Source organism: Flavobacterium fryxellicola, assembly GCF_900143245.1.
GTDB lineage: Bacteria > Bacteroidota > Bacteroidia > Flavobacteriales > Flavobacteriaceae > Flavobacterium > Flavobacterium fryxellicola.
Map to the genome: position 1 here is coordinate 1 of NZ_FRDK01000019.1, position 26,421 is coordinate 26,421.

Annotated in this window: 19 protein-coding genes and 1 tRNA gene; 5 read left to right on the forward strand and 15 right to left on the reverse strand. The window is 34.9% G+C overall.

Annotated features, from left to right (window positions below; genetic code table 11):
- Window positions 1-47: 47 nt before the first annotated feature.
- From BUA03_RS15945 to BUA03_RS16010, 14 genes are all read right to left on the reverse strand, one after another.
- On the reverse strand, window positions 48-1,277 hold the full coding sequence (locus tag BUA03_RS15945; RefSeq protein ID WP_066077224.1) for a site-specific integrase: 1,230 nt from the start codon (window positions 1,275-1,277) through the stop codon (window positions 48-50).
- A gap of 270 nt (window positions 1,278-1,547) precedes the next feature.
- Window positions 1,548-1,635: transfer RNA gene (locus BUA03_RS15950), tRNA-Ser, on the reverse strand.
- 168 nt (window positions 1,636-1,803) lie between these two features.
- Window positions 1,804-2,937, reverse strand: a complete 1,134-nt coding sequence (gene ribB, locus BUA03_RS15955) for a 3,4-dihydroxy-2-butanone-4-phosphate synthase (RefSeq protein ID WP_066077227.1) — start codon at window positions 2,935-2,937, stop codon at window positions 1,804-1,806.
- A gap of 8 nt (window positions 2,938-2,945) precedes the next feature.
- Window positions 2,946-4,379: an LptF/LptG family permease gene (locus BUA03_RS15960; protein WP_066077230.1), complete on the reverse strand. Its 1,434-nt coding sequence runs from the start codon at window positions 4,377-4,379 to the stop codon at window positions 2,946-2,948.
- A gap of 8 nt (window positions 4,380-4,387) precedes the next feature.
- On the reverse strand, window positions 4,388-5,077 hold the full coding sequence (locus BUA03_RS15965; protein WP_066077635.1) for an outer membrane lipoprotein periplasmic chaperone LolA1: 690 nt from the start codon (window positions 5,075-5,077) through the stop codon (window positions 4,388-4,390).
- Between the two features lie 4 nt (window positions 5,078-5,081).
- Window positions 5,082-7,529, reverse strand: a complete 2,448-nt coding sequence (locus tag BUA03_RS15970) for a DNA translocase FtsK (RefSeq protein WP_066077233.1) — start codon at window positions 7,527-7,529, stop codon at window positions 5,082-5,084.
- Between the two features lie 19 nt (window positions 7,530-7,548).
- The gene (locus tag BUA03_RS15975) at window positions 7,549-7,923 is read right to left on the reverse strand and encodes a diacylglycerol kinase family protein (protein ID WP_066077235.1); all 375 of its coding nucleotides are present in this window, start codon (window positions 7,921-7,923) and stop codon (window positions 7,549-7,551) included.
- A 10-nt stretch (window positions 7,924-7,933) separates the two neighbouring features.
- Window positions 7,934-8,431 (reverse strand): thiol peroxidase, encoded by a 498-nt coding sequence (tpx, locus tag BUA03_RS15980; protein ID WP_066077237.1) that lies wholly within the window; start codon window positions 8,429-8,431, stop codon window positions 7,934-7,936.
- 187 nt (window positions 8,432-8,618) lie between these two features.
- Complete coding sequence (locus BUA03_RS15985; protein WP_066077240.1) at window positions 8,619-8,876, reverse strand: DUF6952 family protein; 258 nt, start codon at window positions 8,874-8,876, stop codon at window positions 8,619-8,621.
- Between the two features lie 91 nt (window positions 8,877-8,967).
- Window positions 8,968-9,276, reverse strand: a complete 309-nt coding sequence (locus tag BUA03_RS15990) for a thioredoxin family protein (RefSeq protein ID WP_066077243.1) — start codon at window positions 9,274-9,276, stop codon at window positions 8,968-8,970.
- A gap of 90 nt (window positions 9,277-9,366) precedes the next feature.
- The gene (locus BUA03_RS15995) at window positions 9,367-10,005 is read right to left on the reverse strand and encodes a peroxiredoxin (protein WP_066077246.1); all 639 of its coding nucleotides are present in this window, start codon (window positions 10,003-10,005) and stop codon (window positions 9,367-9,369) included.
- Window positions 10,006-10,146: 141 nt separating this feature from the next.
- Complete coding sequence (locus BUA03_RS16000) at window positions 10,147-11,757, reverse strand: glycoside hydrolase family 3 protein (protein ID WP_066077249.1); 1,611 nt, start codon at window positions 11,755-11,757, stop codon at window positions 10,147-10,149.
- 147 nt (window positions 11,758-11,904) lie between these two features.
- Entirely contained in the window at window positions 11,905-13,188 is a 1,284-nt protein-coding gene (locus tag BUA03_RS16005; protein WP_066077252.1) for an MFS transporter, read from the reverse strand.
- Window positions 13,189-13,214: 26 nt separating this feature from the next.
- The gene (locus BUA03_RS16010) at window positions 13,215-14,747 is read right to left on the reverse strand and encodes a glycoside hydrolase family 10-like protein (protein WP_066077255.1); all 1,533 of its coding nucleotides are present in this window, start codon (window positions 14,745-14,747) and stop codon (window positions 13,215-13,217) included.
- Window positions 14,748-14,983: 236 nt separating this feature from the next.
- On the opposite strand from BUA03_RS16010, the gene BUA03_RS16020 reads away from it, so the two are divergent.
- From BUA03_RS16020 to BUA03_RS16035, 4 genes are all read left to right on the forward strand, one after another.
- Window positions 14,984-17,899 (forward strand): FAD-binding and (Fe-S)-binding domain-containing protein, encoded by a 2,916-nt coding sequence (locus BUA03_RS16020; protein WP_066077261.1) that lies wholly within the window; start codon window positions 14,984-14,986, stop codon window positions 17,897-17,899.
- A 274-nt stretch (window positions 17,900-18,173) separates the two neighbouring features.
- Window positions 18,174-20,096, forward strand: coding sequence for an amino acid permease (locus BUA03_RS16025; RefSeq protein ID WP_066077264.1), 1,923 nt, complete (start codon window positions 18,174-18,176; stop codon window positions 20,094-20,096).
- A 428-nt stretch (window positions 20,097-20,524) separates the two neighbouring features.
- Window positions 20,525-21,748: a metallophosphoesterase family protein gene (locus BUA03_RS16030; protein ID WP_066077267.1), complete on the forward strand. Its 1,224-nt coding sequence runs from the start codon at window positions 20,525-20,527 to the stop codon at window positions 21,746-21,748.
- Between the two features lie 11 nt (window positions 21,749-21,759).
- Window positions 21,760-24,801: an AAA family ATPase gene (locus BUA03_RS16035; protein WP_066077271.1), complete on the forward strand. Its 3,042-nt coding sequence runs from the start codon at window positions 21,760-21,762 to the stop codon at window positions 24,799-24,801.
- A gap of 152 nt (window positions 24,802-24,953) precedes the next feature.
- On the opposite strand, the gene BUA03_RS16040 is transcribed toward BUA03_RS16035, so the two are convergent.
- Window positions 24,954-25,514, reverse strand: coding sequence for a DUF6642 family protein (locus BUA03_RS16040; RefSeq protein ID WP_066077636.1), 561 nt, complete (start codon window positions 25,512-25,514; stop codon window positions 24,954-24,956).
- A 593-nt stretch (window positions 25,515-26,107) separates the two neighbouring features.
- Here BUA03_RS16040 and BUA03_RS16045 point away from each other — a divergent pair.
- Window positions 26,108-26,419 (forward strand): transposase, encoded by a 312-nt coding sequence (locus tag BUA03_RS16045; protein ID WP_066077273.1) that lies wholly within the window; start codon window positions 26,108-26,110, stop codon window positions 26,417-26,419.
- Window positions 26,420-26,421: the final 2 nt, after the last annotated feature.

Consider the following 26,421-nt stretch of genomic DNA (forward strand, 5'->3'; position numbering starts at 1 on the left):
AGTTATTTCCGATTTCAGCCGCGCAACAGAAAATTAAAACTTAAAAACTATCTTAAGTTTTTGAAAAAGTTGCATCGTGAATAGGTCGCAGCATATTCCTCACTAACTTTTTTATCTAACACCTTTGCATAATGTTGAGTGGTTCTTAAGTTTTTGTGTCCAAGCATTTTGCTTACGCTTTCTATTGGAACGCCGTTTGTCAACGTTACCGTAGTGGCAAAGGTATGTCGGGCAATATGAAAAGTAAGTTCTTTTTCAATTTCGCAAACACCGGCAATTTCTTTTAAATACGCATTCATTTTCTGGTTGCTCAAAATTGGGAGCAGTTTGTTTTGATTGCAGCATTCCGGATGATCCTCGTATTTATCAATAATTATTTGGGTAATTGGTAGAATTGGAATCTTCGAAGCGGTTTCTGTTTTCTGGCGGTGGGTAAATATCCATTTCTCTCCGTCAATACCGAGGCTTATGTGAGACTTTGTTAAGTTTTTGACATCAATGTATGCGAGGCCCGTAAAGCAGCTAAAAAGGAAGATATCGCGTACTAATGAGAGTCTATCTGTTTTGAAATCTTTGTTGATGATATTCTCAATCTCTTCCTCTGATAAATACACCCGTTCCACTTCTCTGATTTTGGCTTTGTAGTTACTGAACGGGTTTCTGTCAATCCAATTATTGGCCAAACATATTTTGATGATTTTGCTGAAGTTCTTTATGTATTTCACAGCGGTGTTGTTGGCGCAATTCCGAACGCTGCGCAAGTAGAATTCATAATCGGTTATAAAGGCATGGTTTATTTTGTCGATTTCGATATCGGATATTTTGTATTTCCATTCCAGAAAATCTATGGTGTGTTTTAACGAGGTGTTGTAGCGCTCCAAGGTTCCTGGTGCATATTCTTTACCCACCAATTCTTTGATTTTGTTGTTGTGGTCTTGGAAGATAGGGATAAGGGTTCTAGGGCGTTCTTCGATACCCAGTAATTTATTTTTAAAAACTTCAAGTGTGAGCAATTCGTTTTTGTGGATTAACTCCATCTGAATGTCATATATTTTAGATTTCATCAAATTAAGGTATTCATTTAATGAACGGGCTTCCTCTGATGTCCCTTTCATTTTTGACAATTCGGCGGACCATTTTGTTGCATCAATGAATTTCTTTGAACTGAACTCCATTCGTTTTCCATCCACAGTCAATCTAATATAGATTGGTAATTGACCAGATGTGTTGGCTTTGGTGCTTTTAGCATAAAAGTGCAATGTGATTTTTGTCTTCATAGTGGTAACCTTTTAATTATTATTCAATTTAGATCTCTTCAGGATACCAAACAAGATGTTTAAATAATGAACTAGTCGTTGAACTAGTAATAAAACATAATGTTTGTAGGGTTTAAGGAGATTTAGCGAGACCCTAATTGTTGAATTTGTTAGGGTCTCGATTTAGTCTCTTTAAAGATGAGATTAGATGAATAATTTGACTATGTCGTAAAAGCAAAAACCCCGTAAATCATAAGATTTACGGGGTTTTGATACCATTTGTTTTTATACTGGCGGAGAAAGAGGGATTCGAACCCCCGGACCTGTAACAGTCAACAGTTTTCAAGACTGCCGCATTCGACCGCTCTGCCATTTCTCCAGTGAGCGACAATCATTACCTGATTGCGAGTGCAAATATAAGAACCTTTTTTGGTTATGCAAATCTATTTTTATAAAAAAAGCGTCTATTTTTATGACTATTGTTTAAAGGTTTCATTTTGTATGCTTTATGCTAAGAATATTTTTAAAAAAAAAGGAATTAAAATTTTTAATACTTTACATATTCGGTTATTTCAAGGCCATATCCAATCATACCAACTCGTTTTGTACCCTCCGTATTGGAAACTAATCTAATTTTTGAGATATCAATGTCATGTAATATTTGCGCGCCAATTCCAAAATCCTTGCTATCTATAATGATTTTTGGTGCTTTCATTTGTCCCGTTTCTTGTAGTGATTTAAGTTCCGTAAGGCGACTTAGTAAATTTACTGATTGCATGTCTTGATTGATAAAAATGAAGGCTCCTTTACCCTGTTCATTAATAACCTTAAACATATCGTCTAGTTGTTGATCAACGTTATTAGTTAAAGTACCCAGTAAGTCATTATTTACTTGTGTGGAATGAATCCTAGTTAATATAGGTTCTCCTAAATTCCAAGTGCCTTTAGTTAAAGCGATGTGTATTTGTTTATTGGTGGTTTGTTGGTAAGCGCGCAACCTGAAATTACCAAAACGAGTCTCTATATCAAAATCTTCCTTTTTTATTATTAAGCTGTCATGTTGCATTCGGTAGGCAACTAACGCTTCGATCGAAACTAATTTTAAATCGAACTTTTTAGCCACTGCTACTAACTGCGGAAGTCGTGCCATGGTTCCATCTTCATTCATTATTTCTACAATCACGCCAGCTGATTTAAACCCAGCTAAACGAGCAAAATCAATTGCTGCCTCTGTGTGCCCCGTTCTTCTTAAAACACCACCTTGTTTAGCGATAAGAGGGAAAATATGGCCTGGTCTCGCTAAATCATGCGGTTTAGTTTCTGGATTGACCAATGCTAAAACCGTTTTTGCTCTATCCGCTGCAGATATCCCTGTTGTTACACCGTTTCCTTTTAAATCTACTGAAACCGTGAACGCAGTTTCCATTGGGTCCGTATTATTAGTAACCATAACATGTAATCCCAATTCTTTGCAACGGCTTTCCGTCAAAGGAGCGCATATTAACCCGCGGCCATGCGTGGCCATGAAATTAATCATTTCTGGAGTCACTTTTTCGGCTGCAGCCAAAAAATCACCTTCGTTTTCTCGATCTTCATCGTCAACAACAATTATGATTTTTCCTTGACGAATAGCTTCTATTGCTTCTTCAATTGTATTGAGTTCTATTTTATTTAAGTCCATTGTGGGTATTAGTTTCGTGACGGGAATAATTTTTTAAGTACTTTTTGAAAGGGAGCCAAAATGACATCCATGTTTATTAATCCAATATCATTTGTAGCTCTGTAGGTCAATAAAATGGCTAATGGCGTCAAAATAATTGAAGATAACCAAGCACCCATAAAGGGAGTCATTCCGTTTTCTTGAGCAATTCTTTTTCCAAAAGTATTTATAAAATGAAAGGTGATGAATATTAATACGGCAAAAACAATGGGAAGACCCAGACCTCCTTTTCTAATGATAGCGCCTAAAGGAGCACCAATAAAGAACATTAGAAAACAAGCAAATACAATTACAAATTTGTCGTAATAGGCAAGTAAATGTCTGTTTATATTTTTTTGTTTATTAAAAAAATCAGTTTTAGAAGTATCAATCGAGTAGGAGGTATTTACTACATTGCTACTAGCTATTTTTAAAATATCTGATTTTTGTTGGTTGGTATATAAAGATAAGATATTATTGGGAAGTGGTTTGCTCTTTACAGACGCGATCAACTGTTTTTTCGGAGGGAATGCAATTCTGCTATTGCTGTTTTCTGTAAACGAAATGATATCGGTTTTCATGTTTTTCTTCAATGAATCCAACGTGTAATTTAGTTCGTTAACGGTAAGCATTGTATTTGTATTGGCTACGGATTCATCATTTACATCCACTTTATTCAGTTCTGATAAATCGATATTTATGATTTGCTTTTTAAAAGAGCTTTTTGCAAAAGGCATTTTACTGCGGTCCTCGTACTTTTTTGGAACAATGTCCTCATAATAATAGCCATTATTAAGTACTAATTGGAGAATACTAGATTCTTCACTACTTATTAATTCTCCGTCTTTTGCTTTTATCACCGTTTTACTTCCGTCACCAATTTTTGATTTTTTGTGAATCGTTATACCAGTAAGCGTATTGCCCTCTGCACCGCTTTTTTTATTAACTTTTATATTATAAAAGCCCACATCATTAAATTGTCCTTCGGCTATAGCCAAAGCGGGTTTTACTTGCGCAATGTTTTTTCTGAAATTGATAAACTTATATTCGGCATAAGGAATTACATTATTCGAAAAGAAGAAAGCAACGATACTCAATAAAACAATAAATACGGTTAAACTTCTCATGGCTCTTTGCAATGAAATTCCCGAAGATTTCATCGCCGCAAATTCATAGTTCTCTGCTAAATTTCCGAAAGTCATTATGGAAGACAAGAGTATCGAAAGGGGTAATACCAAAGGTACGATTCTAGGCATAGAAAAAGCCAGGAATTTAATAATCATTAATAGATCTAAATCTTTCCCGGCTAATTCCGATATGAATAACCATACGGTTTGAAGTATAAATATAAAAAATAGGATTACAAATACAGTAGTAAATGTAGTCAAGAAGGTTTTTAATAAGTATTTGTCAAGAATTTTCACCTAGTACATTAATCTAATTTGTTGATGTAGTAATTTGGATATTTACTCCCCGCAAATGTAAATTGATTTTTTGACAAAGGTTGGTTGGTTTTAAAAGAATTAACCGTTAATGTTGTCTTTGTTCCTTTTTTACCCACTTCAATTAAATTATAAATGTGTTTTGTTTGCACATCTATTCCCAGTAATACTTCTTTTCTTTGATCTTTGGCGCTTACAGGAACTAGTTTGATGTATTGAATTTTTCTTCCTTTTACATTTTGTAAAATATCCATGCTGTATTTGTAACCAGAATTGAAAAAAGTAAGCATTTTAGAGGGCGTTATAGCATTATCATCTTTTTCATTAACAGTAGAAATAGTGATTTCTTCATCTTCTGGAACTATGGTGTATGTTTTTTGTCCGTCAAAAATTTTTGTAACTCCCATAAAATTCAAAACATATTGGTTTCCCTTCATAATAACATTTCCTTTGCTATCTTGATTGATATTCTCTTTTGCATTATTCAAAGAATATTTAAAATCAATTGTTATGTTGTTATAGCTTTTAACTTTAGCTGTAACCTGATCTAAAAGATCTTTCGCTTTTTTATCTTGTGCTTGAATTGAAAAACCAAAAAGGAATAAGGCCATTATAAAGAGGAGTCTTTTGCCCATAGTTTGTGTATAATTTTGTTTAGAATCTTGAATGTTTGATTTCATTGTATTAATTGTTTTGTTCATTGTTGAAAAATTGATCAAGAGAACTCATATCCAGAATGTTTACACTTCGTGCTTTACTTCCTTCAAATGGGCCAACAATTCCAGCAGCTTCTAATTGATCGATTAATCGGCCTGCTCTGTTGTAGCCTAATTTGAGTTTTCTTTGTAACAAGGAAGCCGATCCTTGTTGTGCATTTACAATAATTTCTGCAGCTTCTCGAAACAAAGTATCTCTATCGGATATATTCACATCAAGATTAATGCCACTTTCCTCCCCAACGAACTCTGGAAGTAAATAAGCGGTAGCATACGCTTTTTGGGAACCAATGAATTCTGTTATTTTTTCTACTTCTGGCGTATCAATAAAAGCGCATTGTACTCGCACTACGTCATTTCCGTTCGTGTAAAGCATATCCCCACGTCCTATTAACTGATCAGCACCTTGCGTATCTAAAATAGTTCTAGAATCAATTTTTGAAGTAACTCTAAAAGCAATTCTAGCAGGGAAATTGGCTTTGATTAACCCAGTAATCACGTTTACTGATGGTCTTTGTGTAGCAATGATTAGGTGGATTCCTATGGCTCGAGCTAACTGTGCTAATCGCGCAATAGGAACTTCGACTTCTTTACCAGCTGTCATTATCAAATCGGCAAACTCATCAACGACAAGCACAATATATGGTAGAAAACGATGTCCATTCTCAGGATTCAATTTTCGAGCTTTAAACTTGTCATTGTATTCTTTAATGTTACGCACCATCGCATCTTTCAATAACGAATAGCGGTTGTCCATTTCTACACAAAGCGAATTCAAAGTATTCACCACCTTGGCATTATCGGTAATGATAGCGTCATCCATATCTGGAAGCTTCGCTAAATAATGCCTTTCTATTTTATTGAAAAGCGTTAATTCAACTTTCTTAGGGTCAACCAAAACAAACTTTACTTCCGCGGGATGTTTTTTATACAAAAGGGAAGTCAAAACGGCATTCAATCCAACAGATTTCCCTTGTCCTGTAGCACCAGCCATTAATAAGTGTGGCATTTTGGCTAAATCGACCACAAAAGTTTCATTCGAAATTGTTTTTCCAAGAGCAATTGGTAATTCCATTTCAGCTTCTTGGAATTTGGCAGAGCCAATAACACTCTTCATCGAAACCATTGTTGGATTTTTGTTAGGAACCTCAATTCCTATCGTTCCTTTTCCTGGGATAGGCGCAATAATACGAATACCCAAAGCTGAAAGCGATAAGGCAATATCATCCTCTAAACTTTTGATTTTAGAAATACGAATTCCTGCTTCCGGTACAATTTCATATAAGGTTACTGATGGTCCAACGGTAGCTTTTATCTGAGCAATCTCAATTTTGTAGTTGCGAAGCGTATCTACAATTCGGTTTTTATTTTCTTCTAATTCTTCTTGGTTGATGGTAATTCCTCCCGTTGAATATTCCTTTAGTAAGTCTATTGTAGGAAATTTATAATTGGATAAATCCAAAGTTGGATCGAATAATCCAAAATCAGCTACTAATCTTGACGCCAAATTTTCCTCAATAATATCCTCTTCCGGTGCAGTTTCTATAACAAAAGTATCTAAGGGATTGGAAATTATTTCGGGAGTTGCGATGGGTGTAACTTCCATGGCAAGCGGCTTTGCGATAGGATCTCTATTGATATCAGATGAATTGCTGATGGTTGGTTTTAACGCTTCTTTATTGATTTCGAATTGCGAACCATTCGTTTTGATGTGAATGGTATCTAATTGTTCTTCAACAACTGCAAATTCCTCTAAATTATAATCTCTTTTTTTATTGTTTAAAGGAGTAGGTATAGCAACGGCTTTAATTTCTTTTTTGGTGTTTTCAAAAAAGGACTGAATGCTTTCAGGAGAAAGTTTGATTTTAAAAATCACGTAGATGATTAATCCAAACAATAAAATCAATAAAGTTCCTGGTTTTCCAATGTAATCTTGTAGAAATAAATTTAATTCGTACCCAATTGTTCCGCCCAATTCAGGCGCTGACGTTGCGAAAAAGCCAAATAGTACGGATAAAATAATAATAACAAATAAATCCCAAAACCAGATGGTCTTTAATTTTCGTACACTAATACCCAGAACCAAGTAAATTCCAGTAAGGAAAAATAAACGTACAAATATAAATGCAGCAATCCCAAAGCCTTTATAAATAAGTAAATCAGCTAAGAAGGCGCCAAATTTACCCAGCCAGTTTTGGACAATCTCGGATCGATTGGTTAATTCCTGAACTGCACTTTGATCTTGTTGTCCGTAAATAAAAAACGACACAAAGGCAAATAGTAAAGCAATAGAGAATAAAACCAATAAAGCACCAAATACAATTTTATGTTGTTTGGTTAAATGCAATGGAATTTTCGCCTCTGATTGAGTATCAGTTTTTTTGTTTAAAGGGACTGTTTTTGTTGTTTTCGCCATTCTTGTTTTGTGCTACTACTTAGAAAATAAGTGGTATATATATGATTAATCCGATTACTATCGCTGTCATCGCGGCAAAAAATACCGCTCCCGCAGCAATATCTTTAATGAAGCCAATTCTTTCATGATAATTAGGATGAATAAAATCGGCTATTTTCTCAATGGCTGTATTTAAACCTTCAATACTTAAGACCAGTCCGATAGCTAAGGTTTGAAAAAGCCATTCCGTTTTGGAAATACCAAAATAAAAACCAGCAATGGTAACCAAAATCCCTAAAGAAAATTGGACCATAACGCTGTGTTCAGTGGTGATTAGTTTTAAAGCTCCTTTAAGGGCATACGAAACACTTTTTAATCTTCCTGAAAAAAAAGTATTGTCTTTTTGAAATTCCATCAAGTTACGATTAAAGTACGGCTAATGCAGCTTCATAATTTGGTTCATCAGCAATTTCAGGAACTTGTTCTGTATGGGTGATTGTTCCGTTTTCATCAACAACGATAACAACTCTTGAATGCAATCCTGCCAAAGGTCCGTCTAAAATTTCCAAACCATTAGTTTTGCCAAATTCACCATCTTGAAAATCAGATAAATTAACTACATTATCTAGTCCTTCAGCACCACAAAAACGTTTTTGTGCAAATGGGAGGTCTCTTGAAACACATAAAACAGTGGTGTTTTCTAAAGTACTGGCACTTTCATTAAATTTCCTAACAGATGCTGCGCAAGTTCCTGTATCAACACTAGGAAAAATATTTAAGACTAGTTTTTTACCCGCAAAATCACCTAATGAAACGACTGATAAATCTGTTTTAACTAATTTAAAATCAGCCATTTTAGTACCTACTTTTGGTAATTCTCCTGAAGTATGGATTGGATTTCCGCCTAATGTTATTGAAGCCATGATGTTTGTTTTTTCGTGAGGTTCAAAAGTATGAAAATTATTTAAGAATAAGTTCTCAAATAGTGGTTTAAAGTTTGCTTTTTGGATCGATGTGTAAACCTTTAGACTTTAATGTGTTTGGACAAAGGCATAAAAAAAACGCACTCGTTTAGGAGTACGTTCGGAAATTAGGCATTGCAACTTTATATTATTTGTCGATAGAACCCAAAACACGTTTCATAAAAGAGTTCAAAGCTTCCTTTTTATCTGTTCCGGTTTTTACCAGTTTATTTACTTCTAATGCACCGTACATATTCGAAATTAATTCCCCAATTACATCTAATTCTTCCTCTTTCAAAGATGAAATTTCACTCATTGCTTCTAGAACCTCAATAGTTTCGATGATGTAGTCCTCATCATTTTCTTCTATAAATTGTGTCAAATGCTTAATTACAGGTAATTTCATTTTTATTTGTTTATACGGTTATTCATTGGTTTGTTTATTTCCTAAGTCTATCCTTGTTTAGAACAATTGAACTGTAAAATAAATTCAGCTTTTAAACGATTTCGTTCACTAATTCAATTAGTACTTCTTGCTTGTTTGTTTGTGTTTCGTTCACCAGTTTCCCATTCACGAAAGTGGCAAAAGTAGGTAAGTTACTCACATTGGCTAGTTTTCTAGATTCAGGAAAATTCTCAGCATCAACAAGAGCAAATGTGATTGCTTCGTTTTCTGTAGCTAATTTTTTGAATTTTGGCTTCATGATTCGGCAATTTCCGCACCATGATGCTGAAAATTGAACGACTACTTTCTCATTTTTGGCAATTAAATCCTGTAACGTATCTTCGGTTAATTCGATTAACATATATTTTTATTTAAGTAAATTAAAATAGCAAAAATCAATATCAAAATCTTACTATTGGAGTTGATTTTTGCTATTACTAATGCTTTTCTATTAATGTAAACTTAAGTATTCAGCAGTACTTTGTCTGTCAGCGCTCATGGCTTCTTGCCCAGCCTCCCAGTTTGCAGGACAAACTTCTCCTTTTTCTTGAACATGAGTATAAGCATCAACCATACGTAAATACTCATTTACATTACGACCTAACGGCATATCATTTACACTTTCGTGGAAAATTTTTCCAGTTTCATCGATAAGGTAAGTAGCTCTGTACGTAACATTAGATCCTTCAATGATGATAGAATCAGTTTCTTCGCTGTAACCAGTTGATTCAATATCGAGGATTCCTAAAATATTAGATAAGTTTCTGTTAGTATCAGCAAGAATAGGGTAGGTAACCCCTTCAATTCCACCATTATTTTTTGCGGTATTTAACCAAGCAAAATGTACTTCGTTAGTATCACAAGATGCACCTATAACTAGTGTATTTCTTTTTTCGAATTCTGGTAAAGCAGCTTGAAACGCATGTAATTCGGTTGGACAAACAAATGTGAAATCTTTTGGGTACCAAAACAAAAGTACTTTTTTGTTGTTGTTTGTTGCTTCTTCGAAAATGTTGATTTTTAAATTATCTCCCATTTCAGAAATAGCATCTACTGCAATACTTGGAAATTTTTTACCTACTAATGACATTTTATTTACTTTTTAAGTTATTTTTTTTGATGGTGTAAAAGTAGGCATACAAAAGTAAAATCAGAATAATTTTTAATTATAAATATTTATTTTACAATAGGTAATTTCTATGATTGTGTTGTTAAGCAAGTAAGATGTGCACTATAAATTGTTAATCATCACAGGAAGAACTCCTTTGCAAACAGTATCCTTTAAAAGGTGTTCCGCAGCAACTTCTTGAAATTCATCAAAATCTTGATATAATGCTACAATTCCCACAGTATGTTGGAGATTTGGGATGATTTGCAGCGCGTAAGGATTTCCAAAAACATATAAAACGCATTTTTTGGTAGTAAATATATTGCCTAAAAATTGAAGTACAGCCTCTTCAACCCCAAAATTATTTAAAGGTTTAGCCTCTGGCACAAACAAAGAAATGAGTATTGTATCAAATTTATGCAAGTTCTTTTCTAGCTCGTTTAGACTGGAGCTACCTCCACTTTGATACCTAAATTCAGGAGAAGACAAAGACCTTGATAATGTTTTAAAAAATACAGTATCAAGGTCTTTGTAAAGGCTTATTTTTGCGAAAGTTTCTCGGTTTTTAGCGTCAAAAACCGCCACTGTATTGTGATTGTCTTTTATTTTTGTAATGCAGTTTTGAGCAATTCTCAAATTTAATTTTGAAGTAATTTCAAAATCAAAATCACTTTTTGAGAAATTTGGTAAACTCAAATTTCCATCCATAATTCCTGCTTTTTGTTTGCATTTCCTGAGGCGTTGAAAACTAGCTTCAATTCTTTCGGTTGTTGCCTTTTTTAAGATTTCCTGTATTCCTTCAGGAACATTTTCAGCAAAACACAATACATCATTTCCAGCATTGAAAGCTTCCCATTCCAGCTGTCCCTTTTTTTCATACAAACTCGAAACACTGCGCATGTTTAACGCATCCGAAATAATTAAACCATCATAGCCTAATTGCTTGCGCAAAAGCGTTTCAATTACCGATTTTGATAGCGTTGCCGAAGTCTCTTTTCCATCATTTAAAGCAGGAACAGCCAAATGACCAATCATAATGGAATCGACATTATGGGCGATTCCTTGTATAAAAGGTACTAATTCATTGGCTAATAATTGCTCTAAATTTTCTTCTAAAATAGGTAAGCCTAAATGCGAATCTACATTCGTATTTCCGTGTCCGGGAAAATGTTTAAGGCATCCTAAAACACCCACATCATTCATCCCTTTAAGATATTCCAAAGCAAAAGCACTTACTTTTTCTTTGCTTTCGCCAAAAGAACGATACCCAATTACAGGGTTATTGGGGTTATTGTTGATGTCTGCTAAGGGCGCCAAATTATAATGAATTCCTAAGGATTTTAAGTCTAAACCAATTTGTTTTCCTACTTCGTAAACCAATTGTTTTTCACCCTCAGGCAAAGCTCCAAGTGTAATGGCATAAGGATATTGTGGTGTTTTTTCGACACGCATGGCTAAACCCCATTCGGCATCAATGCTCATCAATAAAGGAGTCGCAGCGCACTTTTGATACCGAACGATGAGCTCTTTTAAACGCTGACAACTAGCATCGTTTAAAATTACCTTTTTCTTGTTTTCGTAATTAGTGGCAGCGCTTGCACGGCTGTGGAAAAAAGTTAATCCACCTATATTATGTTTTTTAATTAGCAGTTCGGTAGCTTGGATATTTTCTTCTGTATCATTAATGAAAACTGCGGGAAAGAAAAATTGTCCTATTTTTTGTTCTAATGTCATTTTGAAATGGATATGATACTAATTTTTAACATGAAAGACGTGGAAGTTAAATGATAAAGCATAAAATACTTTATGTAAGAAATTCCAGAACTAGTGCTTTTAAATACGTCTTATGTACTTATAAGAGTAGTATTTTTAAAAAAAAGGCTAGTTTGTTTTTTCTTGTGCTGATTTCTTCCCAAAATCCGTAGGGAAAATCAAAAAGCGTGATAAAATTAATCCCGGAATGGTGGCGATGAAAACCCATATAAAGAAATTTCCATAGCCTAAATATTCTTGAATAAATCCACTTAACATTCCAGGAAGCATCATTCCCAGCGCCATAAATCCTGTTGCAATAGAATAATGCGATGTTTTTGACTCGCCGTCAGCAACATAAATCAAATACATCATGAAAGCGGCAAAACCAAAACCATAGCCAAATTGTTCCGCAATAACGGTTGCATAAATGTAGAAAACGGATCCTGGATGAAAATGCGAAAGGAGAATGAATCCTATAATAGGCAAATGCATGGCCAAAATCATAGGTAACATCCATTTTCCTAATCCATCTCTTGAAATAACAATTCCTCCTATAATGCCACCAATTGTAAGTGAAAGTACGCCGAAAGTTCCGTAAATAACGCCAACATCTTGCGTGGTTAATCCCATACCACCAGCACTGACTGGATCAATTAAAAACGGAGTTAACATTTTTAATAATTGAGATTCCCCCAATCTAAATAGAAGAATAAACGCCAAAACTAAGCCTATTTGTTTCTTTTGAAAAAAAGTAGCGAAAACAGTTCCAAAACTTTTATTTGGAACTGATTCCGTTGTTGTTTCTATGCTTTTTGCTTCAATGTTTGCAGTCGAAAAATAATTATAAATGGTAATTACAGTCATAATCAATCCCACTACTATCATTGTATACGACCATGCTTTTTGTTTATCGCCATATTCTTGTTCCAGATAACCGGCAATAACCACGATTAATCCGTTTCCAGTAAGCATGGAAAGCCTGTAAAAAGTACTACGAATTCCAAGGAAAAAGGATTGTTGTTCTTTTTCTAAAACCACCAAATAAAAACCGTCACTAGCAACATCATTGGAGGCTGAAGCAAATGCGGCAACCCAAAAAATTGCTAAACTGATGACAAAAAAATTACTCAACGGAATGGTTAAACCCACAATTATAAAAGCTAAGGAAATGAGCAATTGCATGCTTACAAACCATTTTCTTTTAGTAGAATAAAGATCAATAAACGGACTCCATAACGGTTTTATTACCCAAGGTAAATAAAGTAAACTAGTGTAAATACCTATATCTTCATTGTTGATTCCAAGGTTTTTATACATGATTACCGAAACCGAAATAATTATGGCATAGGGCAATCCTGAAGCAAAATTTAAAGTAGGAATCCAATACCAAGGGCTATTGTCTTTTTTCATTTAAGGCAAATTATATTCAATTAAAATTACAGCGTAAAGTTTACTAAAGTTGCTTCACTTTCATTGCCATAAAAATCGATGAATGTAATGGCACATGTATTACTTTTATCTAGTTTGTAAGATGGAATTACTACTTCTAAAGCTTCTTTTTTATCATTAAAAGCAATTTTATCTATAATCTGACTTGGATCATTGATGTCAAGTGCGGTTTGGGTTGTAGGACCATAAATCATAACATAGCGTACAGAGCTATTTAACGGATAGTTTACATTAAAACGGGAAGAAAGTGCATTTTTTGCAATCGAGTTTACAGTTGGAACTTCCGCGACTTTGCGAATTAAATTGGGAACTACATTTGGAAGTGCGGGATATTTATACTGGTTTTCAAGCAGTAACTTAGTCACACTTTGATTTCTATTCAAAAATGATTTGGCACTAAAAAAAGCATTTCCCTGAACATTTTTATAGGATCTTGTAATGTCAATCTGATTTGGTATTTCATTTGGATTATTCCATCTTTTATCAGAGTCGGTGTTTATTTTATAGGTTCCATTTCCAATGTAGATTGCGGTATTAGTGGAGTTTTCAGACCACCAACGCAATAATTTTGAATAAGATGCTTTGGGGTGATCCATGCTCCAATACAATTGTGGAACAAGATAATCAATCCATTTGTTTTCCATCCACGCTAAAGGATCGGCAAATAAATCATCATAATTGGTTTGTCCCGCTTGTGTCTCGGAACCTCGTGGATCTACTGATTTATTTCTCCAAACCCCAAAAGGACTGATGCCAAATTGCACCCATGGTTTAATTTTTTTTATAGAAACCGAAACCTCTTTTACAAAAGTATTCACATTAGAACGTCTCCAATCCTCAATACTCAAGCCGTTGCCATATTTCTGGTAGGAGGCAGTATCATTAAATAATTCTCCTTTTATTCTATACGGATAAAAATAGTCATCAAAATGAATGGCATCAATGTCATAGTTTTGAACTACTTCTTCTACAATGTTTAATAAGTGGTTTTGAACTTCTGGTAAAGCTGGATTGTAATAGTATTTTCCACCGTATTTAATCATCCATTCCGGATGTTTGAAATAATCGTGCTCTGGACTCAAAAGCGAAGTGTTGTAATCCATTGTCGCACGATATGGATTTAACCAAGCATGAAATTCAAAGCCTCGGGCATGCGTTTCAGCAATCATCCAAGCTAAAGTATCAAAATAGGGTTTTGGTGCTTGTCCTTCTTTTCCAGTTAAAAAACGAGACCAAGGCGCTAATTTTGTTGGGTAAAAAGCATCTCCAACGCTTCTTATTTGAACAATAACGGCATTGTAATTTAATTTTTTGTAGGCATCTAAAATCTCAATATAGTCTGCTTTTTGTTTAGCAACGTTGTCAGTACTGGTCTTTGGCCAATCTATATTTACAACGGTGGCAATCCAAACGGCCCTAAATTCATTTTTTGGATTGGTAGCCAATGCTTGTGCGGTGCTATCCCAAATAGAAAGCAGTAGAAACACAATAAGCAAAAGAGTGTGGTTGTGATTTTTCATTAAAGTCCTGTTTTTAAAGTATTCAAAAATAGTTTTTTTAGTGAAATTGACCAGCTAAAATGCTTTTAAAATTTCATCTATTTTAGTAGCGCAATTTCTTTGCCAATTTTTTAAAAGAATTTCAAAAAGTACTTTGCTGCAAATACTACAAGCATTTGAATATTTCCAAACGGTTTTAATCGAATCCGCGGCTATATCTTTATATTTGTGAAAATAATCGCAATTTACGCTACGCAATGTCAATCCCACTTCAGTTACAGCAATTATCTCAATTATTAGAAGGAACCCTTTTATACGATGACCTTCATAAAACTTTATACGCTACAGATGCTTCTGCCTACCGAATAATGCCAATTGCTGTGGCTGTGCCAAAATCAGAGGATGATATCGTCAAAATTATTCGCTTTGCCGCAAAAAGTAAGATTTCAGTCACGCCCAGAACGGCAGGAACTTCTTTAGCAGGTCAAACAGTAGGAAACGGAATAATTGTAGATGTGTCGAAACATTTTACGAAAATTATTGCTTTTGATCCGTTAAAAAGAACGGTTACGGTGCAACCAGGTGTAATTAGGGATGAACTCAATTTATACTTAAAACCGCACGGATTGTTTTTTGGTCCCAATACTTCAACTTCCAATCGATGCATGATGGGAGGAATGGTAGGCAATAATTCTTCTGGAACTACATCCATACGGTATGGTGTTACCCGGGACAAGATAGTTGAGATTAAAGCGATTCTAAGTGATGGATCTCAAGTTGTATTTAAAGAAATGACTTCAGAAGAATTTATTCAAAAAACAAAAGGGAATACGCTGGAAAGTTCGATTTACAAAACCATCTTTGAAGAACTTTCGAATACAAAAAATCAAGAAGAGATCATCAAAGAATTTCCGAAGCCTGAAATCCACCGACGAAATACGGGATATGCAATCGATTTATTATTAAAATCGGAACTTTTTGGAGGAACAGAAAAAACCCTCCACTTGGGGAAACTCCTTTGCGGAAGCGAGGGAACGCTGGCTTTTACTACGGAAATCACGTTGCAAGTGGACGATGTACCTCCTATAAATAATATCATGGTAGTGGCTCATTTTCATTCTGTTCAAGAAAGTTTAGAAGCTGTGGTTACGGCTATGAAACATCATTTGTACACCTGTGAAATGATGGATGACACGATATTGGATTGTACTAAAACCAACAGAGAGCAAGCCAAAAATAGATTTTTTATCCAAGGGGAACCCAAAGCGGTTATTATGCTCGAAGTGGCTTCGCATCTTAGTATGGAAGATGCTGAAGTACAAGCTAATGCGTTGATTGCTGATTTAGAAAGTAATAATTTTGGATATGCTTTGCCTAAAATTTACGGAGCTGATATTGATAAAATTAATGAGTTGCGTAAAGCAGGTCTTGGACTTTTAGGAAGTATTGTAGGCGACAATAAGGCGGCTGATTCGATTGAAGATACGGCTGTTGAGTTGAGTGATTTACCCAATTATATTGCTGAATTCTCCGCTATGATGGAACGCCACGGGCAAAGTGCAATTTACTATGCACACGCCGGAGCCGGAGAAATTCACTTGCGTCCGGTTTTGAATTTAAAAACAAAAGAAGGATTACACCAATTTAGAAACATCGCTACCGAAGTGGCTGTATTGGTAAAAAAATACAGCGGTTCCTTAAGCGGAGAACACGGTGACGGAATTGTTCGTGGTGAGTTTTTACCTTTTATGATTGGAGCTCAAAACTATGAACTATTAAAGCGAATTAAACTTGCTTTTGATCCTCATACCATCTTAAATGTGGGGAAAATTGTGAATGCTTTCAAAATGGATGAAAACCTTCGGGTAGAAGCGGGTAGAGCCGAACCAGAGATACAAACTATTCAGGATTTCTCGGATAGTATGGGGATTTTGCGTGCTGCGGAAAAATGCAATGGCTCCGGTGATTGCAGAAAATTACCTTCGGCAGGTGGAACTTTATGTCCCAGTTACCGCGCTACGCGAAATGAAAAAGATACCACTCGGGCCAGAGCCAATGCGCTAAGGGAATATTTGACTCATTCAGATAAAGTGAATAAATTTGACCATGAAGAATTGTACAAGGTATTTGAATTGTGTGTGAGTTGTAAAGCTTGTGCCAGCGAATGTCCTAGTAATGTAGATGTGGCAGCTATGAAATCAGAGTTTTTGTACCACTATCAAAAAGCCAATGGGTTTTTATGGCGCAATAAAGTATTTGCTTTTAACGCTAAACTGAATGGGTTAGGCAGCATTGTACCGAGGTTTACTAATTTCATGGTGAATTTGCCGATTGTTAAAAAAAGTATGGGAATCGCACCCCAGAGAGAAGTACCATTACTGGCTCGAAATACCTTTAGAAAATGGTATGAGAAAAATTGGAACCAAGCACCAACTGCTTCATTTGTAAACGGAAAAGTCTGTTTGTTTTGCGATGAATTCACTAATTATTATGATGTCGCGGTGGGAATCGATGCCTATGAACTATTGTCAACATTAGGCTACGAAGTGATTTTGGTAGAGCATGAGGAAAGTGGGAGGGCTTTTATTTCCAAAGGCTTTCTAGAAGAGGCCAAAGCCATTGCAAATACTAATGTGGCTATTTTTTCAGACTATATTACTGCTGAATTTCCTTTGATAGGAATCGAACCTTCAGCAATATTAACTTTTAGAGATGAATACATCCGATTGGCTGATGATAAGGGAGGTGCCGAAAAATTAGCCAAGAACGTCTTTACAATTGAAGAGTTTTTCAAAAATGAAATTGCTGCGGGAAAAATACATGCAGACCAATTTTCTGATGAGCAGAAAACAATAAAAATTCATGGCCATTGCCACCAAAAGTCCTTGAGTACGATGGAAGCGACTTTTGCGATGTTGAATGTCCCAAAAAACAATACAGTTACTATTTATAATTCGGGTTGTTGTGGCATGGCCGGTTCTTTTGGCTATGAAAAAGAGCATTATGAAATTAGTATGCAAATGGGTGAGGATACGTTATTTCCGAAAATTAGAGCCACTGATACAGCGACTGCTATTGCCGCTGCAGGTACGAGTTGCCGTCACCAGATTTATGATGGAACCAGCAGAAAAGCGTTGCATCCCGTTTCCATTTTAAAGAGTTGTTTGAAGTAAGTGGGAACTTAAGTCGATTGTAATTCGAAAACGAATTCCTACTTTTTTATAGTTATTTTCCTTTTCAAAGGTGTTAATTATTCTAATTTGACTTTTTAAATAAATAATTTAAACTATTTTAACTTTTTTTTTAAAATAATATAAAAAATAGTTTGAGAAACTGTATTAGTTCAATTTGTTTTATACTTTTGAATTTCGAACATTATTTACATAATTTAGAGGATAAAAATATACAATTCACAGTATATTAATTTTTAATAATAAAATTCACAAAATGGCATTAAAGGGTTTATTTAGAAAAAAAACAGTACAAGAAATCTTAAAACAGGTGGAGAAGAATAATGCTGATGGACATAATGCGCTAGGTAAGCATTTGACAGCACGTGATTTGACTGCATTTGGAATTGCTGCCATTGTTGGAGCAGGTATTTTCAGTACTATTGGAAAAGCGAGCTCTGACGGAGGGCCTGCTGTTATTTTTCTATTCTTGTTTACTGCTATTGCCTGTAGTTTTGCTGCTTTTGCTTATGCGGAATTCGCATCTATGGTTCCGGTTTCCGGAAGTGCTTATACGTATTCTTATGTTGCTTTTGGCGAATTAATAGCTTGGATTATTGGTTGGGCCTTAATTATGGAATATTCTGTGGGTAATATAACCGTTGCTATATCATGGAGTGATTATTTTACTAGTTTACTGGATAGTGGAGGTCTTCATTTACCACAATGGGTACAAATGGATTTCCTGTCTGCTTCCAGAGGATTTGATGATGCAACAGCATTGATGCAAGGCGGAAAAGAATATGCCAACTTGAGCCCAGCGTTACAGGATGCCTACACCGCTTGGACTACTTCTCCAGTGATAGGTTCTTTTCATTTTGTGGCTGATCTTCCGGCATTATTGATTATAGTTTTAATTACTGCGCTGATTTATCGTGGAATGAAGGAATCACGTAATGCAAGTAATATCATGGTGGTCGTAAAATTATGTATCGTACTTTTAGTAATCGCGGTAGGAGTTTTTTATGTTGATACTGCCAACTGGGATCCATTTGCACCAAACGGGGTTAGTGGAGTTTTGAAAGGAGTTTCTGCTGTGTTTTTTGCCTATATTGGTTTTGATGCTATTTCAACAACTGCCGAAGAATGTAAAGATCCGCAACGTGATTTACCCCGAGGAATGATGTGGGCTATCATTATATGTACGATTTTATATATTGGTATAGCGTTAGTATTAACTGGAATGGTAAATTATAGTTTACTAAATGTGGGCGATCCTCTGGCTTTTGTTTTTGAAAAGTTAGATCTAAAATGGATGTCGGGAATTATTGCAGTAAGTGCAGTAGTTGCTATGGCTAGTGTTTTATTAGTTTTCCAAATGGGGCAACCGCGTATTTGGATGAGTATGAGTCGCGACGGTTTGTTACCTAAACGTTTTTCAAAAGTCCATCCAAAGTACAAAACGCCTTCTTATGCAACCATTGTTACTGGTTTTGTGGTGGCCGTTCCATCTCTGTTTTTAAATCTAACATTTGTGACAGATTTAACCAGTATTGGGACTCTTTTTGCCTTTGTTCTCGTTTGTGCCGGCGTTTTAGTGCTTCAAAATCGAACTGATATTCCGCGTGGGAAATTCAAAACCCCGTACGTAAATTCTAAATTTATTTTACCGGTATTAATAATTATAGGATTGATATTTGCTTTTGGTTATAACAAAAAAGCGACAATGGACTTTGTTACTAACGAAACTCAAATCAATAATTCAGCTGCGATTATTACCTCTTTAAATAAGGAAGAAACTAAAAAAGTTTATGAATATTTAAGTAGTATTGATGCTAGAAATAGCACAGATGAAACTCCTGATTTAGAACGTTTATTAGGGCAATACCAGAGTAATGATGCAAAATATGCAAGTGTAATTGCAGGCTTACCAATCGCAAATTCAGTAAAATATGAAAGTGGATTTAGCTTATTTAAACACAAAATTCCGATGTGGATTTTCCTTTTTGTCTTAGTTGGTTTAGTCGTTTGGTCTTTCAAATCAAATTTATCATTGATACCGTTATTAGGTCTTATCTCTTGTTTGTACATGATGGCTGAATTGAGCGTTTGGAACTGGATTTATTTTGGAATTTGGTTACTGATAGGTTTGGTGGTCTATTTTAGCTTTGGTCGAAAGAATAGCACGTTGAATATTTAAAATTATTTTAAAATCTTTAGGACCGTCTTTTTAATAGGAGACGGTTTTTTTATTTTGACTACCAGCATCTTGAAAATTGTTTTCAGTAGAATAGAGCGCTACTCGGTACGTCAAAGCATTACCTATTTATTGGTCACGTTGGAAGCATCCCAATACTGTTGAGAAACTCAATTTAAAAAGCGCTACAGCAAAAGAAAATCAGAAATTGTAAAGGCCTCGATTTTATTTAGGATTTATAAATAGCATTACTTGGATAAGTACAAATACCCTTTAATCGTATAAAGTGGAGAAAACGATTCAAAGCATAAAAAATAGCACAATCTAATTTCATAAAAACTGCATTTTATAATTTTTTATTACCATATTGCTGTTGAAAATTAGCTTTTAGAACTACTGCTTTTGAGAGTCCTGTTTAATAGAAATATAGCATGAAAATATTACATACTGCCGACTGGCATTTAGGAAAGAAACTGGATCATTTTTCTCGTTTCGAAGAACAAAAGAAAGTAATGAATGAAATATGCGCTATAGCGGATGTCCAAAACGCGGATGTAGTTATAGTAGCAGGGGATTTATTTGATACGTTCAATCCTCCAGTGGAAGCTGTAGATTTGTTATATAAGACGTTGAAAAAATTGACTAATAATGGCAAACGTCCCGTAATTGCCATTGCGGGTAATCACGATAGTCCAGATCGAATTGATGCTCCAAATCCTTTGGCAAGAGCATGTGGGATTCTTTTTGTTGGGAATCCAGATGTTACCATTCCCAAAGTAACTATTGAAAACGGATTTGAAATTACCCAGTCGGAAAATGGATTTTTAGAAATTCAACTGCCACAATATGACTTTCCCATTCGCATTATCACAACACCTTATGCCAATGAGATGCGCTTGAAAACCTATTTAGGAGCCGAAAATAAGGAGGAGCAATTGAATCAATTATTACAGGATTCCTGGGCGGCACTAGCAGATATATACTGCGATACTAAAGGGGTTAATATCCTGACCACCCATTTGTACATGCTGAAACGGGGAGGCGAAATCTTAGAAGAACCGGAGGGTGAAAAACCGTTGCGAATTGGTAATGCTGACATAGTATACACGGATTGCATTCCATACCAAATTCAATATACCGCTCTGGGACATTTACACCGTTTTCAAAACGTGGGCGGCCATTTGAGTCCAGTCGTCTATTCCAGTAGTCCGTTGTCCTACAGTTTCTCGGAAGCGGGTCAGGATAAAAAAGTAGTTCTAATTGAAGCCCAACCGAACGAGGTCGTAAAATTTACGGATATTCCATTGCAATCGGGTCGAGTTTTACATCGAAAAAGATTTGAAAGTATAGACGAAGCAGTAACATGGTTGTTAGAAAACCCGTACTGTTTGGTTGAATTGACTTTGGTTAGCGGTACTTTTTTCGCTAGTCAAGATTTAAAAAGAATCCATGAAAGTCACGACGGAATCATCTTTATCATTCCAATTGTGACTAAGGATGGGAATGCGGAACAACACACTCCAAAAGTTAATTTAGAACAGAACATTCAGGGATTGTTCAAAGATTACTTTGTCTCGAAACACAAACAGGAACCCAACGAGGAACTATTGGATTTGTTTAATGAAATCATTGGAAGTCAAGCTAAAAACGAATAAAAAAGCCTTTTATGTTACCACTAAAGTTAAGTATCAGCGGATTGTATTCCTATCAGAAAAAGCAAACTATTGATTTTGAAGAATTGACTAATGCGGGTTTATTCGGTATTTTTGGCGCAGTCGGTTCCGGAAAATCTTCTATTTTGGAAGCGATTGGTTTTGTTTTATACGGGGATACGGAGCGTTTAAACAAGACAGACAAGCGTTCCTATAATATGCTGAATCTAAAATCTGATAAAGCCAATATCGAATTTGAATTCTTAAATTTTGAAGAACGGAAATTCAAATTTGTAGCCGATTGGAAGCGGAAAAAACGCTTTGAAGAAACCACTTCTATTGAACGCCTAGCCTATGAATGGAAAGGAGAGGCGTGGGTTCCAATGAACTCTGCTGATGCCACTGTAATAATTGGTTTAACCTACGAAAATTTTCGTCGGACCATTATCATTCCACAAGGAAAATTTAAGGAATTTTTAGAATTGAAAGGCAAAGATCGTTCGGATATGATGAAAGAGATTTTTCATCTGCAGCGATTTGATTTGGCATCGAAAGTGGGATTAGTACAAAGTACTACAAGAACACAACTAGATCAATTAAAAGGAGCTTTATCCGGCTTTGAAGCTATTTCTGCCGATGCTATTATGAACCTGGAGAAGGAACAGATAGCAGCCAATACTGAATTACAAAACGACAAAACGAGGTTACGTTTAGTTGAAAAAGAACTAAATGAACTCAATACATTAAAGGCAAACTTTGAAGATTTAGAAAAAAAGCAAAATCATCTTTCTAAATTGAATGCTGAAAAACTGACGATGAATGCTTTAGAGTTGGAAATAGATTTGTTCGAAAAAACGGAACGGAATTTTAAATCCACTTTAATCACTCTAAAAACAGAGAAAACGGCTTTGGAAAAAGCGAAAGAAAATCTGATTACTATTGAAAATAAGAAGAAATCTGTAGTGGAAAACAATTGGAAAAGTCACTCTGCTTTAGAAATAATCCAGCCTGATTTTGAAACGCTTGACATTTCTAAGCATAAAGTATCCGATTTAGAATCGATTGAAAAAATTGTAATTGCAAAGAGAGCTTTAGCTATTTTAGATGAAAAAATAAAAGTGGAAGAAGCTTTGTTTTTAGCTAGTGAGAAAATAGAAAAGGATCTAGTCGCAAAATTGGAGATAATTATGAGTCAATTGGTCGATGTCAAAAAAAATCGATTGGATACTTCTTTATTATTTGATTTAGGAACTTGGTATCAGCAGCAGCGAATTCTCAAGAATAATTTTGATGTAAATAACATGAAAATTGATTCTTTGCAGATAGAATTAAAGTCAAAAACGGATGCTTTTCAGCTTTTGGAACTGCCTTTTGATAGTTGGAAAAACGTGTTAGCAACTAAAGCAGAAACAATTTTTTTCGAAAAAGAAAAAGCAATTGAAATAAGAAATAAACTTTTAGTATCGAAAGAGTTGGTTCATTATGCTGAAAATTTGCACGATGGCGAAAATTGCCCGCTTTGCGGTTCGCAAGAACATCCAAATGTGATGCAAGGGGAAGATCTTTCGAATCTATTAGTAATTATTACCCATACAATTACTGGTTTAGCCGATAAAGAAACGCAAATCAGTTTGAAAAAGGCACAAGCTGAAAAATTAGAATTCGAAATAAATCATGTTCAATCGCAAGGGAAAGGAATTATTACGGAAGGCGAGACCATCGAAAAGGAACAAAAAATGCACCTGTCAAATTTCACTTGGAAAGATTTTGATGCAAAAGATTCGCAGTTTTTTGAATCCAAAAAAACACAACAACACCTTTTAGAAAAAGCAATAGTAACTTTAGAAAATAACGAAAACGAGCTTCGCAAGGAACTGCATAGTATTTCTTTGGCACTAAAAAACAACAATAGTTCGAGGGGCGAATTCGAAACAATAAAAGCTGCTAAAAGCGGCGCTGTTGATAATGAATTGTCGCAGTTGAAAGTACTTTCATTTGTCGATTACGAGTCAATTTCAGCTGCTTCAATTCAAGCTGAAAAAATCGTTCTTTTTACTAAAAATATAAAAGTAGCAGCAGATTATCAAGGGATAAAAGAGCAAATTATAATTCAAAATCAAGAATTGGCAACGCTAACAGGAAGTATAATTACATTACAATTGCAAGTGAATGAGAATGAAAAAACAGTATTACAGACACAAAAAATCATTACCGAATTACTGCAAGAACATTCTTTTTCATCAGTTGAAGAAGTGCGAACAATTCTTTTGAAAAACTGGAATATAGCAGCAGAAAAAGAGAAAGTAAAAGTTTTTACCGGCAATTTACTAATTGTAACTAATTCTGTTTTAGAAGCTGAGAAAATGATCCTTGGGAAAACTTTCGAAAATAAAATTTTAGAAGAAAAAACAGCACAGTTCTCTGCTTTCAATTTAAAATTTGAAACTCAATTAGGAAATGTTTCTGCTTTACAAGATAATTTGAAACGAATTCAGGCACAATTTGTGGAAAAAGCAGATTTACTAGTCCAATTTGAACTATTAAATACCCGTGCTGCTAATTTAGTTACGCTGGCAAATATGTTTAATGCAAGTGGCTTTGTAAACTATGTTTCGAGTATTTATTTACAAAATTTGGCTGATGTGGCCAATATTCGTTTTCATCGCATGACCAAAAATCAATTGAGCTTAACGATTAGTAGTTCCAATGAATTTGAAGTAATTGATTATCTCAACAATGGAGCTTCGAGAAGTGTGAAAACGCTTTCTGGAGGTCAAGGATTTCAAGCCTCCTTATGTTTGGCTTTGGCTTTAGCAGAAAGCGTTCAGTCCTTAAATAAAAACGATAAGAATTTCTTTTTTATTGATGAAGGTTTTGGAACACAAGACCCCGAAAGTGTCGCTGTAGTTTTTGAAACGTTGCAATCGCTTTACAAAGAGAACCGAATTGTTGGAATAATTTCACATGTAGCCGAACTGCAAGAACGGATTCCCCGCTCTATTAATGTCTTTAAACAGGAGGAAAAAGGAAGTATGATAAGCGAAAGTTGGAATTAAAGCGAGGCTTTTTTTATTAAAAAAAAAGGTAACAAACAGCTTAAACAATTCGTGCTTTTTTTGATAGTTATTTCATTGAAAAATTAAAAAGATATGCAACAATGTAGCTCTGGACTTTTTTAATTGGTTAAAAAGGTATTGAGATTCGCTTTTTAATAATACAATCTAAAATCGAGGAGCTTACAAAGGGCAAAGTGCTTTTCATGTAATTCTTCAACGATTTGTATCACATCCTCTTCGTCTTGGCACAAACTGAAAAATACTTTGTCCAAATGAATGCTACGTACAGTATCGAATTTTGCTCCATAACCCGAAATGGCTCTTGCTCCAGTAATGTCTAAAAAGTACTGTGCTTCTTCCGCGCTTAAATCCAGCACCTTTTCATTTGCGAAGTGTACAATTTTACCTTTCAATTTTCCTTCGAATAATTCCGCTATTTCTTCTAAACTGTAGAAATATTCATTGATGCAAATACTGTTTTCCTCGCCTTGCATCACTAAATAGATAATTTCATAATCCGTAAAATTGTGATCGTCATAAAGTAAAGCACTTAAACTATCGTCCAAACCTTCAATCGTATCGCATGTTTTGTAAATACTTGAAATCCCATGCGTAAAAGCCAATTGTTCTAAGCTTTCGACCACTTCTGTTGTAGTGTCAGTTTCTACATCAGGGACGGCTTCAAGGCAGAAAATAAATTTATCCTGATCCATTGTCATTTTAAGTAGGTGTATATTACTAACAAATGTATGATTTTATAAAGACAAAAACTTGAAAAGTGAAGAGAGTTCGAAGGTAATTTTGATGTGGGTGGGTGATCTGCAGGGATAAAGACATCATTTTTTTTGGTCATTAGGTGAATCTGCCAAATAGACGTCTACTATTACCTAATAAAACGCATGAAGTGATAAAATAGGTAGGGCAGGTTAATAAGTCATGGTCATAAGGGAATTGATAGGATTATTTTGATGAAGTTAATCAAAGTGTTGATTTTCAATATTAAGTTAACAGGTAAAGAAGCAAGAAATAGGAGGAAATAGTGATGATAAAGGACATTCTATCTAAACTGCGAGAAAGCTGCATCGTGAATAGGTCGCAGTATAAATATTCAAAAATTTCTAAATTGCCCCCCTTAAAAGAAAATTTTTCTAGGGGGCTTCTATATTAAAAATTAGTTTTACATATAGAGATAAAAATATGTTACTAAATGTTTGCTTATGAAATATCGTTAAAAATTAGTAACTTTTATTTTAGCCCCTTATAAGTTCGGAGTGATATTTTAAATTTCAAATAGTACATTTGAGATATGAAATACAAGAAATGGAGTTTAGAAGAAAAGCTAGAAATCCTATCCTTTTCAGAAGAGTTAGGAATAGTTGAAACTTGCCGTAAATATAGTGTCAGCACTGGCACTTTGTATAGTTGGAAGAAGAAACACGACAAGCAAGGTGAAGCGGGTTTAAAAGTAACTTATGACACTCGCAGTAAGGAGCTAAAGCAGTCTGAGGAAGAAAACAGAATATTGCGTAAATTATTGGCTAACAAAGAAATTGAATTAGAAATCAGTCGTGAACTTTTAAAAAAAAAGTTTGGGACATCCGATCCAAGAAAGATTTAGTT

What these genes read in the sequence shown, in the direction of transcription:
- BUA03_RS15995 (WP_066077246.1), bottom strand. Translation starts at nt 10,005, where the DNA reads ATGTCATTAGTAGGTAAAAAATTTCCAAGTATTGCAGTAGATGCTATT.
- ribB (WP_066077227.1), bottom strand. Translation starts at nt 2,937, where the DNA reads ATGGACTTAAATAAAATAGAACTCAATACAATTGAAGAAGCAATAGAA.
- tpx (WP_066077237.1), bottom strand. Translation starts at nt 8,431, where the DNA reads ATGGCTTCAATAACATTAGGCGGAAATCCAATCCATACTTCAGGAGAA.
- BUA03_RS15970 (WP_066077233.1), bottom strand. Translation starts at nt 7,529, where the DNA reads ATGGCGAAAACAACAAAAACAGTCCCTTTAAACAAAAAAACTGATACT.
- BUA03_RS15965 (WP_066077635.1), bottom strand. Translation starts at nt 5,077, where the DNA reads ATGAAATCAAACATTCAAGATTCTAAACAAAATTATACACAAACTATG.
- BUA03_RS16005 (WP_066077252.1), bottom strand. Translation starts at nt 13,188, where the DNA reads ATGAAAAAAGACAATAGCCCTTGGTATTGGATTCCTACTTTAAATTTT.
- BUA03_RS16035 (WP_066077271.1), top strand. Translation starts at nt 21,760, where the DNA reads ATGTTACCACTAAAGTTAAGTATCAGCGGATTGTATTCCTATCAGAAA.
- BUA03_RS16045 (WP_066077273.1), top strand. Translation starts at nt 26,108, where the DNA reads ATGAAATACAAGAAATGGAGTTTAGAAGAAAAGCTAGAAATCCTATCC.
- BUA03_RS16040 (WP_066077636.1), bottom strand. Translation starts at nt 25,514, where the DNA reads ATGGATCAGGATAAATTTATTTTCTGCCTTGAAGCCGTCCCTGATGTA.
- BUA03_RS15990 (WP_066077243.1), bottom strand. Translation starts at nt 9,276, where the DNA reads ATGTTAATCGAATTAACCGAAGATACGTTACAGGATTTAATTGCCAAA.
- BUA03_RS15985 (WP_066077240.1), bottom strand. Translation starts at nt 8,876, where the DNA reads ATGAAATTACCTGTAATTAAGCATTTGACACAATTTATAGAAGAAAAT.
- BUA03_RS16010 (WP_066077255.1), bottom strand. Translation starts at nt 14,747, where the DNA reads ATGAAAAATCACAACCACACTCTTTTGCTTATTGTGTTTCTACTGCTT.
- BUA03_RS16030 (WP_066077267.1), top strand. Translation starts at nt 20,525, where the DNA reads ATGAAAATATTACATACTGCCGACTGGCATTTAGGAAAGAAACTGGAT.
- BUA03_RS16000 (WP_066077249.1), bottom strand. Translation starts at nt 11,757, where the DNA reads ATGACATTAGAACAAAAAATAGGACAATTTTTCTTTCCCGCAGTTTTC.
- BUA03_RS15945 (WP_066077224.1), bottom strand. Translation starts at nt 1,277, where the DNA reads ATGAAGACAAAAATCACATTGCACTTTTATGCTAAAAGCACCAAAGCC.
- BUA03_RS15975 (WP_066077235.1), bottom strand. Translation starts at nt 7,923, where the DNA reads ATGGAATTTCAAAAAGACAATACTTTTTTTTCAGGAAGATTAAAAAGT.
- BUA03_RS16025 (WP_066077264.1), top strand. Translation starts at nt 18,174, where the DNA reads ATGGCATTAAAGGGTTTATTTAGAAAAAAAACAGTACAAGAAATCTTA.
- BUA03_RS16020 (WP_066077261.1), top strand. Translation starts at nt 14,984, where the DNA reads ATGTCAATCCCACTTCAGTTACAGCAATTATCTCAATTATTAGAAGGA.